General features: G+C 50.3%; 15 protein-coding genes. 11 read left to right on the forward strand and 4 right to left on the reverse strand.

The window, feature by feature from the left end; genetic code table 11:
• Positions 1-131: 131 nt before the first annotated feature.
• Complete coding sequence (locus P2W70_RS02535) at positions 132-776, forward strand: hypothetical protein (RefSeq protein WP_276479852.1); 645 nt, start codon at positions 132-134, stop codon at positions 774-776.
• A gap of 2 nt (positions 777-778) precedes the next feature.
• On the opposite strand, the gene P2W70_RS02540 is transcribed toward P2W70_RS02535, so the two are convergent.
• Positions 779-2,845, reverse strand: a complete 2,067-nt coding sequence (locus P2W70_RS02540; RefSeq protein WP_276479853.1) for a family 10 glycosylhydrolase — start codon at positions 2,843-2,845, stop codon at positions 779-781.
• Positions 2,846-3,086: 241 nt separating this feature from the next.
• Here P2W70_RS02540 and P2W70_RS02545 point away from each other — a divergent pair, with 241 nt between their 5' ends.
• On the forward strand, positions 3,087-3,809 hold the full coding sequence (locus P2W70_RS02545) for an SMUG2 DNA glycosylase family protein (protein WP_276479854.1): 723 nt from the start codon (positions 3,087-3,089) through the stop codon (positions 3,807-3,809).
• 6 nt (positions 3,810-3,815) lie between these two features.
• Here P2W70_RS02545 and P2W70_RS02550 read toward each other — a convergent pair whose 3' ends face one another.
• Entirely contained in the window at positions 3,816-4,445 is a 630-nt protein-coding gene (locus P2W70_RS02550) for a Crp/Fnr family transcriptional regulator (protein ID WP_276479855.1), read from the reverse strand.
• Between the two features lie 69 nt (positions 4,446-4,514).
• On the opposite strand from P2W70_RS02550, the gene add reads away from it, so the two are divergent.
• The 9 genes from add (at position 4,515) to P2W70_RS02595 (ending at position 14,226) form a co-directional block, all read left to right on the forward strand.
• On the forward strand, positions 4,515-5,600 hold the full coding sequence (gene add, locus P2W70_RS02555) for an adenosine deaminase (protein ID WP_276479856.1): 1,086 nt from the start codon (positions 4,515-4,517) through the stop codon (positions 5,598-5,600).
• A gap of 295 nt (positions 5,601-5,895) precedes the next feature.
• Positions 5,896-7,314 (forward strand): MBL fold metallo-hydrolase, encoded by a 1,419-nt coding sequence (locus P2W70_RS02560; RefSeq protein WP_276480286.1) that lies wholly within the window; start codon positions 5,896-5,898, stop codon positions 7,312-7,314.
• 16 nt (positions 7,315-7,330) lie between these two features.
• Positions 7,331-7,903: a YeeE/YedE family protein gene (locus P2W70_RS02565; protein WP_276479857.1), complete on the forward strand. Its 573-nt coding sequence runs from the start codon at positions 7,331-7,333 to the stop codon at positions 7,901-7,903.
• A 12-nt stretch (positions 7,904-7,915) separates the two neighbouring features.
• Complete coding sequence (locus P2W70_RS02570; protein WP_276479858.1) at positions 7,916-8,401, forward strand: DUF6691 family protein; 486 nt, start codon at positions 7,916-7,918, stop codon at positions 8,399-8,401.
• A gap of 355 nt (positions 8,402-8,756) precedes the next feature.
• A complete protein-coding gene (locus P2W70_RS02575; protein ID WP_276479859.1) occupies positions 8,757-9,425 on the forward strand; it encodes a hypothetical protein in 669 nt (222 codons plus the stop codon).
• Between the two features lie 20 nt (positions 9,426-9,445).
• Positions 9,446-10,558 (forward strand): Asp23/Gls24 family envelope stress response protein, encoded by a 1,113-nt coding sequence (locus P2W70_RS02580; RefSeq protein WP_276479860.1) that lies wholly within the window; start codon positions 9,446-9,448, stop codon positions 10,556-10,558.
• A 20-nt stretch (positions 10,559-10,578) separates the two neighbouring features.
• Positions 10,579-12,375, forward strand: coding sequence for an OmpA family protein (locus tag P2W70_RS02585; protein WP_276479861.1), 1,797 nt, complete (start codon positions 10,579-10,581; stop codon positions 12,373-12,375).
• Between the two features lie 217 nt (positions 12,376-12,592).
• Positions 12,593-13,369 carry an ABC transporter permease gene (locus tag P2W70_RS02590; protein WP_276479862.1) on the forward strand — a complete coding sequence of 259 codons (777 nt, stop codon included), beginning with the start codon at positions 12,593-12,595 and terminating at the stop codon, positions 13,367-13,369.
• An 11-nt stretch (positions 13,370-13,380) separates the two neighbouring features.
• Positions 13,381-14,226 carry an ATP-binding cassette domain-containing protein gene (locus P2W70_RS02595; RefSeq protein ID WP_276479863.1) on the forward strand — a complete coding sequence of 282 codons (846 nt, stop codon included), beginning with the start codon at positions 13,381-13,383 and terminating at the stop codon, positions 14,224-14,226.
• Between the two features lie 46 nt (positions 14,227-14,272).
• On the opposite strand, the gene P2W70_RS02600 is transcribed toward P2W70_RS02595, so the two are convergent.
• Together P2W70_RS02600 and P2W70_RS02605 are read right to left on the reverse strand one after the other, a co-directional pair.
• Positions 14,273-15,136, reverse strand: coding sequence for a DJ-1/PfpI family protein (locus P2W70_RS02600; protein WP_276479864.1), 864 nt, complete (start codon positions 15,134-15,136; stop codon positions 14,273-14,275).
• Positions 15,137-15,227: 91 nt separating this feature from the next.
• On the reverse strand, positions 15,228-16,181 hold the full coding sequence (locus P2W70_RS02605) for a GlxA family transcriptional regulator (RefSeq protein ID WP_276479865.1): 954 nt from the start codon (positions 16,179-16,181) through the stop codon (positions 15,228-15,230).
• Between the last annotated feature and the right edge of the window lie 16 nt (positions 16,182-16,197).

Raw genomic sequence — 16,197 nt, forward strand, 5'->3', positions numbered from 1 at the left:
TCATATTTTGTTTTTAAGTTATTTGTATTTTGATTACATTGTGGTAATTGATACTGCAAATCATGAAGTTCAATCCTAAGAAGAAAAAACCTGGACATCGACCACCTTCTCAAGCCGGACATCATTGGGTTATGAAAAAAGATGGTACAGGGTATTGGCGGAAGAACAATACCAATCGTCCGCTGAATGCAGCCATGCAGGCAAGTGCCGCCCATACAGCCGTCACCAATGAGGCTGCCAAAAGAGTGGCGGCCCGGCTATTACCAGTTACTTCCTGTTTGAATACCGGAAGTCTGATCACGAAGATGGCCGGAGCATTCAAAAAATCGCTTTTACAGTACGGCGAAATGAACTACGATCATCTGCGTAAGCTCGATTTTCAGCCCGACGATTACACGTTCTCTAAATTGGCGAAAGGACATCTCCAGGAGCATATCGAAAACGGTCGCCTTCACCTGAGTATTACTGTTGGGGGAAAAAGTGTGACGAAACACAGCAAACTACCCACCGGCTATTGGGTTGAGTTGATCCTGCTGTGGGGTGATCCGGGTAGTGATAAGGAGCTGCGTGTAGATAGTATCACTTCTGATACCTACAGGTTTGATGAAGGTAAGGGGGCTTATACTAATTGCCTGCTCGCCATCGACCTGCCCGAGCGGCAGGCCTGGATGGCGATGGTGAAAGTGACTTGTAGCGGTAATGATGTGGAAAGCTCGCCAAAGTACAATGCTATGAAGGTTTTACGTGTTGGGCATGGATATACTATGCTAAAGTGACTTTAATTCAATATTTGTTTGACCCTTGTTTTGATGTATCCGTTCTGCAAATACTGGTAGAGGTTTTTGCCCGGGCAATCGGTTTTCGTCGAATGGTCTTTGTGCGAAGCGATGGTCTCAAAAGGCAGATCATATTTTTTCACACACCAGGCGATGAGTTGTGTCAGCGCTTCCAGCTGTTTTTTAGGTACTTCCTGTGTCTCAAAATTGCCCAGACAGGAAATGAGCAGGTGACCGGCGGGATCGTACTCTGTAGCGGTTTCTCCTACTGTGTACACATCTCTTCCTTCATAGATGGTGCCATCAGGTGCGATGAGAAAGTGGTAAGGAATATCCGTCCAGTTCCTGTCTTTGCCCATACCCCAGGTTTGTACATTCTTAATGTGTTTTGCTGCATCCTTGGTGGAGTCGAAAAAGGTGCCTTCGTGGTGAATGGTCAATTGTACGGGCTTGTGCGTGCGAAAGGGTTTCGCGGCAGCCGCCTGCCATCCCGCGCGGGGCACGATGATGGCAGACGTATTGATAAATTTGATCGTATTCTCTATTTCCTTAAAAGCGCTTTCATTGCCGTTACGGTCTACCGCCGTCACCACGATATGGGAAGGCAGGTTTTTGTCGGCGGGTAGTTCCAGTACCGTCGAGCGGTCTTTGCGGTTCATGATCTGGTATTTCCAGTATTCTTTGCCCAGGCGGTCTTTGTATTTGGCATATACGACGTAGTGGAACACATCTTTGTCATCGGCATGTGTCCAGCTGACTTTGATGCTGGCGCCCAATTGATCGATCGTGACGTTGGGCGACTCGGGAGCCTTGTTGTCGAGCCAGGGGCTGGCGGGCACCAGGGCCTGCTGCTTATAAGGACCTGTAATGATCCCTTTAGTCATGGACGGACTTTGCGTAAGCTGCGAAATGCTCCAATGAATGGCGCCGACGCTGTTGGGGACCATGGCGCGGGTGGTCAGTATCTGTCCGATGATCTCATTGACATTGCGCACACTGGTATCGGTGCCTACGTTCATGCCGGGCCACAGGTGGCGGTTTTCGGTATTTTCCCCGGCCCACCATCCCAGCAGGATGGGGAAGCTTTGTTGCAGGCGGCTAATGGGCCAATAGAGTTGTGGTGAGAAATAATCGATCCAGCCCTTGTTGAGCCAAAGCTTCGCATCCGCATACAATACATTGTATTGATCGAAACCGGCAACGTATTCCGGATAGCCGGGCCGCCAGATGCCGAAGGGACTCAGTCCAAATTTTACGTGTTTCTTTTCTGCCTTGATCTCTTTATACAATCTTTCGATGAACGCATTTACCGCGTTGCGGCGATAGTCGCCCCGGTCGAGTTTACCACCACCGGCCTTGTACGCGGCGTAGCTGGCGCTATCCGGAAAGTCGGCGCCTTCGTTATAATCCGGGTAAGGGTAGAAATAATCGTCGAAGTGGACACCGTCGATGTCATACCGTTTTACGATATCCATGACTACGGCTGCTGAATGGTCTTGTGTGCCCTTCAGGGCGGGGTCAAACCACCAGTAATTGCCTTGCTTCAGCTTGACGACCAGTTCGGGTTTCTTTTTGACGATGGAACTGTCGGATACCGGTCCGCCAACGGTATGGTGTGCCCGATAGGGGTTGAGCCATACGTGCAGTTCGATACCGCGGTCATGGGCTTCTTCTACCCAAAATTGAAGCGGGTCGTAATAGGGACTCGGTGCTTTGCCCTGGGTGCCGGTGAGGTAATAGGACCAGGGCTCCAGTGAACTTTGGTACAGGGCATCGGCCTGCGGCCTTACCTGGAATATGACGGCGTTGAAGTTATTGGTCTTGAGGTAATCAAGCAGGGCAATGGCTTCTTTTTTCTGTTGATCGACGGGTATGCCTGGTTTGCTGGGCCAGTTGATGTTGGCGACGGTGGCGACCCACGCGGCGCGGAATTCCCGCGCAGCTTTGGGACCAGTGGCAGGCGTAGCCGTAGAGGCGGGTTGCTGCGCTTGCTTTTTAGTGGCCGAGCAGGCTGCGATCGATGCAATCAACAGCAGGGTGCAGGAAATGGATAGAATGTTCTTGAGCATGTTGCTGTATTATAATGGCGGTTGATGGTAAAGGATTAAAGATACACGCGGCGCCAGATGAAAGTATACACGGGCACTTAAAATCCAATAAACTTTTGGGATTGTTGCGGGATTCGTCTGCCTGGTGCCGGTGTGCAAATGTTTTGTGTGGTACTCTTGTCAATAACCGGCAGCGGAACGTATCTGTCCAGGCAGGCGACTCCAGGGAAACGCGCTATTTTCGCAGAATCAAAGTAATCAAATGGCTCAAAAAAAGTTGCCGGCCAGTGCCAGCTTTGCCGACCGCGTGATCTATTTCAATAAGCATGTTCATTTCGATGGTAAGCTGCCCAAAGGGATACGCATCATGAATCCGTTTCAGGAAGATCCCAACATCCTGCCTCTTTCTTCCATCTTTTACAAGAAGTTTTACGACGATCATCAACCGCGTCACCTGATCCTGGGCATCAATCCGGGCCGGTTTGGTGGCGGCGTAACCGGTATTCCTTTTACCGATACGAAGCGATTGAAAAAAGAGTGTGGTATTCCCTATGAAGGCAAAGAAACGCATGAACCCTCTTCGGTATTTGTGTATGAGATGATCGAGGCTTTTGGCGGCGTAGAGAAATTCTATGGGCAGATGTATATCAACTCCATGAGCCCCTTGGGGTTTACTTCGGTAGCGCCGAATGGAAAAGAGGTCAACTACAATTATTACGACAGCGCGGCGCTGACGGATGCTGTGTATGATTTCATAGTGGATAATATCCGCAAACAGATTGCGCTGGGCGTGAAGACCGATGTGTGTTTTTGTTTTGGCACCGGCAAGAATGAAAAGTTTCTCCGCCAGTTGAATGACAAGGAACACTTCTTTGGGAAGATCGTAGCGCTGGAGCATCCGCGCTTTATCGTGCAGTATAAATCAAAATCGAAGCAGCTGTACATCGATAAGTACCTGTCGGCCTTTCAGGAGGTCATGGGGTGAATTCATCTACGCTTCCTCAAACCGCCGCAACAGTTTCTCTATTTCCTGGCTGCTGATCGAGAGTTCGAGTTCTTCGGGAGGCGTAAATTGCCTTTCCTTCAACTGTTTCAGGGAGCGATTGAGGCTGCGCACCGTGATCGCCATATAATCTGCCAGGTCTTGTTTGGACAGCGGTAATTCCTCGTGCGAAAAGAGCGACAATAGTTTCAATACCGAGTATTCAACGGGATACAATTGCTGGTAAGATACCCTGATGGCCAGCTGACTGACGCGGGTAGCCAGCTCTTTCAGCATGACCCGGTTAAAATCTTTGTTGGTATCGATCAGTTGCCAGAAGGTATACTTATCGGCTTTGTATAAAGTGAGCTCGGTCAGGGCATCTACATTGCTCAAAATAGGAGCATCCCGCAACAGCTCCAGTTCGCCGATGATCTCTCCTTCTCCGAAAAATTCGAGGATATAGTCTTTGCCATTGTCTTCCGTGATATAACATTTGGCAATACCCCTGCTGATGAAATAAACATGATGGGCGCGCTCGTCCTGTTTGAATAGTTGTTTGCCCGGCGGTACCGTCAGCATTTGCATATCCGGCAATTGCTTGATGAGCTGCAGGAATTCCTGGTTGGTCCTAATCATAGTGGTCGGGACAAATGTCCCATCTTTTTTTGGAGCGGCCATTATTTTTGCGGAGAAATTATGCGTGTAATGAAAACAACCCATGGGTGCCCGGTGATTACTTCCCTGATCATGGTATCCTTATTATTCCCCCTCTTTTCAATGGCTCAGATAAAAGACAGCTCGGTGGCAGGACTGCCCAAAGTAGAACTGCATCACCACCTCGACTGCTCCCTGAGTTATGCTGTCGTCAAGCAGCTCGATCCTACGGTGACCTACGAAGCCTGGCGTCGTGATTTTGTAGCGCCCGCCAAATGTATGGACCTGGCCGATTATATCTCCCGCGCCATCAAAGCGGTAAACCTGATGCAGACCGAAGAGCAGCTCAGGTTGGTGACCCTCGATGTAATACGCCAATTAAAGCACGACCAGGTGATCTATGCCGAAATACGTTTTGCGCCTTTGCTGCACCTGCAACAAGGATTGACGCCGGCGCAGGTGGTGAAAACGGTGAATGACGCAGTAACGGAAGGCATGCGTGAAACAGGCATTGAAGTAGGCGTGATCCTCTGTACGCTGCGGCACTACTCGGCTGATCAGAGTATGCAGACGGTGCAACTGGTGGAGCGGTTTAAGGGAACGCATATCGTAGGTTTTGATATCGCGGCCGATGAAGCAGGTTTTCCGATCACGAATCATATTGCGTCTTTTGACTATGCCCATCAAAAAGGCATTCCCTGTACGGCACATGCCGGTGAGGCCAAAGGAGCATCCAGTGTGTGGGAAACCTTACAATATTTCAAGCCCAGCCGGATCGGTCACGGGGTACGCAGTACGGAAGATGAAGCGCTGATGCGCCACCTCAAAAAGGAAGGGATTCACCTGGAGGTATGCCTGACCAGCAATATTCAAACAGCCATTTACGATAGGCTCGAAAACCATACGGTTAATAAGATCTATGCGTCGGGAGTATCGATGAGTATCAATACCGATGCTCGTACCATCTCGGACGTAACGCTGTCTTCGGAATATACCTTGCTGGAACAACTATTTGGCTGGAAAAAGGATCGCTTCCTGCGTTGTAACCTGGAAGCCATCGATCATGCCTTTACCAATGAAGCGACGAAGGAAAAGATCCGGCAACAGTTGAAGGCGGCTTATTCCCCCTCCTCATAGCCATGAATGAATGAATGATAATCAGCGCCGTTGAAAAGGCCGCCCCCGGGTGGCCTTTTCTGTTTTTTGGCGCGTAGGGTTGAACCCGTGATTAGTTGTAACTTCAGGCAACGGGCTGTCCATGCCACCTCAACGCTTCCTTCCATCCGGATCGGTCTGCCATTTCCAGGGCAGATGCTGCATTTCTCTGTTCAATTGATTGATTCTTAGCTGACCACCTGACGCAGGTCATGGTTTGACTGGTAGGAATTGAACAATTTTACCCATAGAATTATTATCAACTTAAATCGTCATGATGAAAATTGAACAGATCTATACGGGATGTCTTGCACAAGGTGCTTATTATATCCAATCGGGTACCGAGGCCGCTGTTATCGATCCGTTGCGGGAAATTCAACCCTATATCACCAAGGCGGCGGCCAACGGCGCCACCATCAAGTATATTTTTGAGACGCATTTTCATGCCGATTTTGTGTCGGGCCATATCGACCTGGCAAAAGCAACAGGCGCCACGATCGTGTATGGCCCACTGGCAGCTCCGGCTTTTGCGGCACATATTGCGACCGATGGGGAAGAGTTGAAGCTGGGTGATCTCTCGATCAAGGTATTGCATACCCCCGGTCATACGATGGAATCAGCCTGCTACCTGTTGTCGGATAAAACGGGTAAGGACATTGCCCTGTTTTCGGGCGATACCCTTTTCATCGGCGACGTAGGACGGCCAGACCTTGCCCAGAAAGCAGCACACATGACGCAGGAGGAATTGGCGGGTACCTTGTACGATTCTTTGCGCAACAAGATCCTGCCGCTGGCGGATGACATCATCGTATACCCGGCGCATGGGGCAGGTTCTGCGTGTGGCAAGAACATGTCGAAAGAAACAACGGACTCGCTGGGTCATCAGAAGTTAACCAACTACGCCTTGCGTGCCAATATGGGCAGGGAGGAATTTATACGCGAGGTGACCAGGGGGCTGATGCCGCCGCCAGGTTATTTCCCACTCAATGTAAAGATGAACAAAGAAGGGTATGAGAATATTGCCGATGTGTTGAAACAAGGTACACAGCCGTTGGGTGTCGAGGCATTTGAAGTGGCGGCGAATGAAACCGGTGCTTTGCTGCTCGATACGCGGGCACCCGAGCTGTTTGCGCAAGGGTTTATTCCCAACTCGGTCAACATTGGTATCGATGGCAGCTTTGCTCCCTGGGTGGGTGCGCTGGTCCCGGATATTCACCAACCCATATTGATCATCGCCGATGCCGGCCGTGAAGAAGAAGTGGTGACCCGGCTCGCGCGGGTGGGATATGATCATTCGATTGGCTACCTGCAAGGTGGCATCGACGCGTGGAAACAGGCCGGAAAAGAGATCGATTCGATCACCAGTATTTCAGCCGACGAACTGGCAGAGCGCCTGGCGAAAGATCCGTCGCTGGCCATTGCCGATGTGCGGAAAGAAAGTGAATATGTATCTGAACACGTGTCGGGTGCGGAAAACCTGCCGCTGGACTATATCAATGACCAGGTGGCGAAACTGGATAAAAACAAAACCTATTATATTCATTGTGCCGGAGGCTACCGCTCGATGATCTTTAATTCTATCTTGCGGGCCAGAGGCTTTGATCAACTGATCGATGTGAAAGGTGGCTTTAAAGCGATGAAAGATAGCGGCCGTTTTACGATCACCGATTACGTTTGTCCTACGACCATGTTATAAAAACCTACTTGAATACATGCATTCATTTATCGACTGGATCCGGCAACCCTGGCCCTGGTATGTGGCTGGCCCCTTGATCGGGCTGACAGTACCCGCCCTCTTGTTGCTTGGTAACAAAAACTTCGGCATCTCCGCCAATCTGCGGCATATCTGCGCGATCTGTCTGCCTGCCAAAATCCCCTTCTTCCAATACAACTGGCGAAAGGAAGTATGGAACCTGGTATTTGTTGCTGGCATCTTACTGGGCGGGGTGATTGCTGCCGGTTTGCTCAGCAATCCGCAACCCGTGCAGGTAAACCCGCTGTTGGCCAATGACCTGGCGGGGTATGGCATCACCAATTACAGCCAGCTGGTGCCGGCTGATCTTTTCAGCTGGGGTCAATTGCTGACTGTGCGTGGATTGTTGATGATGATCGGTGGTGGTTTCCTGGTTGGCTTCGGTACGCGGTATGCCGGTGGTTGTACCAGCGGCCATGCCATCACCGGCCTCAGTATGTTGCAATGGCCATCCCTGGTGGCGACGATATGTTTCATGGTAGGCGGCCTTGTAATGGCCAATTTTATCTTGCCCTTCCTCTTATCTCTATAAACTATGACACCAATGATCGATACGGATTTTGAAATACGTACACAGGATACAGGATGTGTGAATGAATCACAACTGACACACAAGTGGTACCACAATATCAAATACCTTATTGTAGGTATCCTGTTTGGGATCGTGTTTGTAAAAGCGGAGATCATTAGCTGGTTTCGTATCCAGGAGATGTTCCGATTTCAGAGCTTTCATATGTATGGTGTGATCGGGTCTGCCGTGGTAGTAGGTATGATCTCGGTGCTGTTGATCAAGCGCTTTAACATCAAAACTATTTACGGAGAGCCGGTGGTGTTCCTGCCTAAAAAGTTTAATAAAGGACAGGTATATGGCGGTTTGTTGTTCGGACTGGGTTGGGCAATAACGGGCGCTTGTCCGGGGCCGCTATTCGCCCAGATCGGTACAGGTGCGACGGTCATTGTGGTGGTGCTGCTGAGTGCCGTGGTAGGCACCTGGGTATATGGCCGCTTTAGAGAGCGGTTGCCGCACTAACGTGTACGGTGATCGCATTTGAATATTCTTTCCTGCAGGAAAAAATAGATAGCCGCCCGGCGCCATGTGCGTCGGGCGGCTTTTTTTGTCCATGCCTGTGGAATCTGCTCGTGATGAGCCACTTGCACGGTAGTAAAATATTTTACCCGGCAACTGTAATATTTTGTTTTTACTGCGACGTAACGGTGTGGGTTGCATGCGGTTGTAAATAAATAATTAGATATTTTCTTTGTAACATTTCTGTAACACTCCACACTGATGATGCATAAGTTCAGTATGAATACTTCGCAACTATGACACGCTAATTTTTACATAAACATTCCATTCCATGCTTAAAAGTTGGAAACATCTGTTTGTGAAAACAGATGAACCCACCGCTGGAAAAGAGGAAGCCAACGACGCTATCTCTTTCCCGGCCAATGAAACCTTTGTGCCTGCTGCGGCCAAAAGCAGCAACACACCGCTGCCGGCGACACCAGTAGCAGACGCGGTGGTGAGTGAAGTGATCGAGGTTTATGAATCGGGCCTTGAGTCGATCAATATGCCTGGATATGACTTCTATGAATTTTATAAAGCCATCTCGAGCACCGGACAAACGAGTGAACATACGTACCAACTGGCTTTCCAGATGGCACGTTCGATGGATAAAACCATCACCGTACAGAAGCTGCTGCAGGACGCCGAGTTCTACATCAGTAAGATTAACGAGGTGCATGGTCAATATGTAGGTCAGGGGCAATCGAAGCTGCAGGCGCTTGAAGAGCAGAAGCGACAGGAGAAAGGACAGTTGCAGGGAGAGATCGATCATGCTACGGCCCGTATCACGCAGTTAAAAGCCGAGTTGCAACAACTGGAATCGGGCCTGCAGCAAAAGCAGGGGATGCTGGGGAAGATCGATGACGGGTTTCGTCCGCAGGAGCAGGCTATTCGTGGAAAGCTGCAGGCCAACGATTCGGCGCGTTCGCTGAGTATCGGCAAGCTGCAACAGATACGGGAGGGGATTGCCCGGTATATTAAACAGTAACCATAATAACCCACATAAACATGTCAGCAGAATCAAACAAAGTGCTTGAGTTACCTATTCTCAAACACTTTGAAAAAAATCAGATCACCCTCAATCCCAAAAATTGGCGAAAGGGGGAAAAAGGTATAGCGTGGATAGTGGCCCTTGTATTACTCGGGACCATTGCCTGGGGCTTATACCAGTTCATCTTGCCCATTGTATTTACCTGGATAGGTCAGGCCCTGGGCGCTATTTCAGCCGCGGTATTGGTGATTGCATTCTTCATCATGCTGCCGGTACTCATCAAAGGACTTAAAAAGACAGCGCGTGCCACGCACAAAATGCTGATTAAACATGATCCTTTTGGTGAGCTGGAAGTACAAAAGCAGAAGATGATCCAGAACCGGGTTGAGTTTAAAGAAGCAAAGGCTAAGATCAAGGCGATCAAGTCCAGTATGGAGTCGGAATCGATCAAGGCCGAGAAGGAGGCTAAGGACTACCAGGACAAGGTGATCACCTTGCAATCGCGTGCTGCTACCACCAAGCAGAAGATGCAGGAGTTGGAGCAACGCAAGGGCGAGGCCGCAGCCAAAGAGTCGGACGAATACGTCGACATGCAAACCAACCTGATGAAAACGCTGAGTGAAGCGCAGCGCGTAAGTCATATGCTGAACCAAAGCACCGGCCTGGTACGCAAGTACGGTAGCCGTGCCCATGTGATCGGCAAACTCGACCGCAAGCTCAATATGGTAGATACTGCCATGGAGATCAAGGTGGCCGACTTTGAGGTCAGCATTGATATGCTGAAGAAAGAGTACGCTTTTGCGCAGGCTGCCCGGCATGCTACGGATCAGGCAAAGAGTGCGATGCTCTTTACCAAGGGATGGGAACTGGAGTATGCGCTGGATGTGGTCACCGATACCATCTCGCTCGACCTGGCCACCACCCGTGAGAACCTGCTCGACCTCGACTCGTTGACGAGCCAGTATTCGCTGGACAGTGATGAATTGTATTCGAAGCTGGACAAGCTGGCCGATCAAATCAGAACCGATAACTATGAAGTACCTGCCTCCAAGCAGTACAGCAATCCAAACTACAAGCTTTCGCAGGATGATAAACTGGAGAGCAAAGGCTTTGGAGACATTTTTAACTAACAACGTAAATAATTATAACAATGAAATGGTCAAGTTTAACCCTGTTTTCTAAATCACTGATCGCGCTGGCATTGGCCGGTGGTATTGGTGGCGCTGTTTACTATCTCTCTCCCGGCTTACGGGTAGATGAGTCGAAACAACTGGAGAAGTTGGAAGTAGCAGGTAAGGATGTGAATAATATGGTCACTTCGGCAGAGCTGCCTTTACCAGGCGATGCGTTGTCGCAAACGGTAGCTTCCAAACCTGCGGTACGTATTGCGGGTTATGCCTGGAATGCGCAGTCGGGTATCATCGTAGCCAATGGTGGTGCCAAAACGGCAGCGGGTTCGATGATGGAAAAGAGCGGTGTGAATCTGGAGATCGTTCGCCAGGACTGGTTGTCGGAATTGCGCAACCTGCAAATGAAGTTTGTGGATGAATACGACAAGGGTGTCAACTATCCCAAAGAGGGTGTTGCCGGCATCATGATCATGGGTGATGGAGTGCCTTTCTATATCAGTTCGGCCCAGCAGGCGCTCGATGATAAATATGGTGCGGGTAAGTACCAGTTGCAGGTGATCGGTGCTGTGGGCTTAAGCTATGGTGAAGACAAACTGATCGGGCCACCGAGCTGGAAGATGAATCCACAATCGATGAAGGGAGCCCTGGTGTCGGCTGTTATCGGTGATGGAGACTGGGTGACGGCAGTGAACTATGCTTCGGCCAATGGTATCAAAGTCAACCCCGATCCTGCTACCTACGACGCGGAAGCCTTGAACTTCCTGGCTTCTGCCAATGACGACTATATCGAATCGGCCAAGGAACTGATCAAGTCGCAAACACAGGGATGGACCGTTCCGCTGAAAGAGGTTAAGAATGGTAAGCTGACCGGTAAGTCGATCAATAAGAAGGTAGATGGTTGTGCTACCTGGACGCCTGGCGATAAAATGGTGTTTGATGCGCTCACTGGTTTTACCGATGTGGTATCTACCAAAGAGTTCAATAACCAGATGGCTACTTCGCTGATCTTCCTGCGTCAATGGGCGGAGAGCAACAAAGCGATGGTGAGCAGTATCCTGAAGGCATCGTACACGGCTTCCAACCAAATGAAGCAATACGATAGCTGGCGTAAGCGGGCATCTGAAACCACAACGCAGGCCTTCAATGTAGAGAACGCGGCTTACTGGTATGCCATGTTCAAGGGACAGCAGGGTGAAAAAGGCGGGATCTCCTACAATATGGGTGGGTCACGTGTCTTCAACCTGGCCGATGCGAATCAGTATTACGGGGTATCGGATGGTACCAATCGTTACAAGGCGGTGTATGAGCAGGTGTCGCGTTACCTGAAGGAGTTGAATCCTGCTGGTTTCAACCAGAACGTGAAGCGCATTGTGCCATATGATGAAGCGGTGAACCTTTCGTTCCTGAAGGAAGTAAAAGACATCGATGCCGGTGCGACTTATGTCACCGACTATTCGAAGAAGGCGACGAGTGTGATGGCGTCGGGCGAATGGCGGATCAACTTCGAGTCGGGCCGTGCCACCATCCGGCCGGAGGGTAAAGATGTATTGGAGCAGATCTACAACCTGTTGATACAGGCAGAAGACTCGAAGTTGGAATTGATAGGTCACACGGATAATACCGGTACGCAGGACGGTAACTATGCACTGTCGACCGCCAGGGCGGAAGCCGTGAAGAACTACCTCATCCAAAAGGGTATTCCTGCTGACCGATTCCAGAAGATCGATGGCCGTGGTCAGGATGAGCCTGCTGCTGATAACAATACGGCGGCCGGCAAGGCGCAGAACAGGCGGGTAGTGATCAGCTTGTTGAAGTAGGGTAGAGTGTGGATGCACCTGCTGCCGATTACAAAACGGCTGTTAGCAAGGAAGTGACCAGATCGTTGAAGTAGGAATGACTGTGCGAGAGGCTTTGGGGAGCCAACGGCGGGGTGATTCCGGATCAAGGGCAAAGAGTTGGCTGCGAAAGACGGTGATTCCTTGATTGTAGGCTTCAACGTGTAGGGATTGTTTTATTTAAATTTTATTCAAACTAATGGATATAAAAAGATGGCTGCGGCCTTTCGAGTCGGTTGATCGTAAGCAGCAGTTGTTGATCGCGGGCGTTTGGTTGTTGCTTGTGATGGGCTATTGGTTCTTGTCGTCGGCGGGGAGCAAGCATTTGTTCCCCACGCCGGGACAAGTGTGGGAGGGATTCCGTTCTCTGTACAACGAAGGGTTGGTGGTGCATGTGGTCAGTTCACTGGGACTTTGTTTGCAGGCTACGTTGTTGTCGATCCTGGTTTCGTTGCTCATTGTATACCTGTCTCCCTTGCCGGTCATTCGGCCGGTGGCCCAAGCTTTCAGCAAGCTGCGGTACCTGCCTTTGACCGGCATTACTTTCTATCTCGCGATACTGGTGAAGGATGCGCGTACCATGCAGGTCAGCGTATTGTTCATCTTCATGAGCTTGTATTTTATTACTTCCCTGTTGTCGGTGCTAAAGGACATACCGGCAGAAGAGATCGATCATGCACGCAGTTTGAAATGCAGCCGCTGGGAGGTTTTGTGGGAAGTGGTGATCAAGGGCAGGCTGGATTATGTGATCGATGTACTGCGACAGAACCTGTCGATCACCTGGATGATGCTGGTGACAGTGGAGTCGATCCTGGTAGCGGCCGGTGGTTTGGGTGTATTGATCAAGAACAGCGATAAGTTTATGAACCATGGCCGCATCGTGGCCCTGCAGCTGGTGATATTACTGGTGGGGCTTTTACTGGACCGGGTATTGCACCTGGGGCGCAAGGCTTTCTTTAAATACTCAACTTTCTAAAACTGCTGAAGATGATTCCTTACGAACAAAAAGATACGATCCTGCATGTGGAGAACCTCACGGTAAAGTATGGAGACCGGCTCATTCTGCATCAGGTAAACATGCTGGAAAAAGATACGATCCGTGAAGATAAAACGCAAGGCCAGGTGATTGCGGTGCTGGGACGTTCGGGCCGGGGTAAGTCTACGTTGTTTCGTGCATTGACCGGATTGGAGAAACCCAGTGATGGCCGTGTGTTGATTCCCGATTTCGCGAAGGCAGTCAGTAATGGCCGGCAGCCGGCAAAACTGGTGGAAGAAGGGGATGTTGGTTTTGTGAACCAGAAATACACCTTGTTCCGGCACAAAACAGTTTACCAGGCCTTGTGGTTTGCTTTGCGCAAAAGCAAGTTTTCTGCTGCAGAGAAGCAGGAGGAGATCATGCATTACCTGAAAGAGTGGGGCCTGGAGCCACATAAAGACCAGTATCCCTGTTTTTTGTCGGGCGGTCAACGGCAACGAACGGCGATCCTGGAGCAGTTGCTGAGTTCAGGGTTTTACATGGTGCTGGATGAACCTTTCTCCGGTCTGGATATTGGTAATATCATGAGTGTGAAGAAATCGTTTGAGTTGATCAGTCAACGACATGATCTCAATACCATCATCTTCAGTACGCATGATATAGAGTTGGCCGTGGAGCTGGCCGATTCCATTTATATTTTGGGATATGCAGCCGACGACAATGGTCAACCTATTCAGGCGGGGACGATGCTACGGCATTTCGACCTGAAGAAAATGGGCCTGGCCTGGCATGAAAACCTGACGCCGGCACACTTTGAGTGCATCCGCGAGATCCGGGATATTATGTTGCGTGCTTAACCTTCATTGTATAGGGTGCCCCGGTCGGATGACTGGGGCATTTATTTTACTGCTTCGCTGTGCTGGCTGCACGTTTCAATACCAAGCCCTGGCCAGGAACCCATTTATCGTATTCCATATAGGTGGCTACATTGCGCGCCGTTTGTTCTCCCCTCATTTTAGCTACCAGGTGCAGGGCTCCATCGATACCGGCAGAGATGCCTGCCGTGGTGATCACTTTTCCATTGTCGACAAAGCGGACGTTGGACAGCACCTTCGCTGTGGGTACTGCTTTTTTCAGGTTGTCAATGCTTTCATGAAAAGTGGTGATGGTCAGGTTGTCGAGTATGCCGGCCTTTCCCAAAATAAAGGCGCCTGTACATACAGAGAAATAGTAGTCGGGTACTGGTTGACGCTTTAGCCAGGCAATGACTTTGGGGTCGCTGGAGGCTACCCCTGCATTGCCACCGAAGAAAGCGATGATATCTGCGGGTGGCGCATCATCAATGCTGTAGTCGGGTAATATTTTCAGGATTCCCTGGGAGGTGATCGGGTCTTTGGTCTTCGAAACGGTAAACACTTCAAACTGGGCGTAGGAGAATACTTCCATAGGGCCGGCAAAGTCGAGCACCTCTACGCCATTTTGCAGGTAGAAGGCGATCCGTGTTTTTGTGTTTGTCATGGTTCTTTGGTGTTCGGCTGCTGTTTGCTCAACCAATGCCATTTCGCAATGGGCGCATTTACCTGCCTGGGAGAATTGTATACTATCGCAGGCGCTGTTGCAGGGCATGCAATACCACGCTTTGGCGGCTTGGGCTGTTACTGGCTGGCCGGATACGATCAGGCAGGCGACCAGCAGTAAGTTGATGAAGTGTTTCATGGCTTTACTTTCCACAAAAGTAGGATGGTTGCGCTGTTGGGTCCCGGCCATCTATGCGCAGTTTTGGGACAAGCACGGCGGAGTATGGATGGATTAGCCGCAGAGCAGAGGGGCAGGAGGTAAAACAGGCAGACGCCTGTGGTTAGCTGACCTTTTTAAGCAATTGCCTGAGTTGGTTGGTACTTTTTAATCCGCAGACGGTTGCGATGGATTGCATGGTATGCCCTTCCTGCTTCAATTGGTGAGCACGTTCGGTACGCAGTTTATTGATATACTGACTGATGGATATATTCGTGGTTTTCCTGAACAGGCGGGTTAGGTTGCGGCCACTCATATGCAACTGTGCAGCGAGTTGTTCGATATTGAGTTTCTTGTCCAGTGATTGAGCCAGGATGTCCTGTGCCTGGTGTATGCGGTCATCGAGGTGGTTGCGGTATTGCATGAAAACGCTCAGCTGCGGATCAAGATTGGTGCGGCGTATATGCACTACGACTTCTTTGGCTATGTTGGCCGCAAAGCGGGATCCGAATTGTTGCTCGAGCAGAAAGAGTGCGAGGTCGATGCCGGAGGCCACGCCTGCGCTGGTATACAGCCCTTCTGTACGCACAAATAAACGATTGTGCTGTACCTGAATGCGTGGATAGCGTTGCGTAAAGCGATCGAGGTATTTCCAATGCGTGGTGGCAGGCCGGTGATCGAGCAGGCCTGCTGCTGCCAGTAAGAAAGCGCCGGTGCATACTGAGCAGATCGTTACCTGCTGTTGGTGTTGCTGAACCAGCCATTGCTGAAATGGAAGGGTAGTGTGTGTGAGGAATTGTTCGTCGAGCAGCAGTTCGGCAGCCAGGCCCGGAACAAAAATGATGTCGCCCGCCTGGAGTGATAAGGTGTTGTAATCGATCATGCCGGCGAGGGAGAGCTGGCTGCTGCTGTCTATCTGTCGCTGGCTGGTCTGTAGGTTGGTATATACGAGATTGACCGGAGCGCCATAACAGGCAGCTTCATAAAAGATATGGACAGGCCCGGTAATATCGAGCAGGTGTACCTGTGGCGGTACCACGAAAACGATCTGCGTCTTACCTGTTGAGGTGGGTGGCATAGGATCGTAAAGGTAG

Origin of the sequence: Paraflavitalea pollutisoli (assembly GCF_029360705.1) — a bacterium.
In the GTDB taxonomy this organism is placed as follows: Bacteria; Bacteroidota; Bacteroidia; order Chitinophagales; family Chitinophagaceae; genus Paraflavitalea; species Paraflavitalea pollutisoli.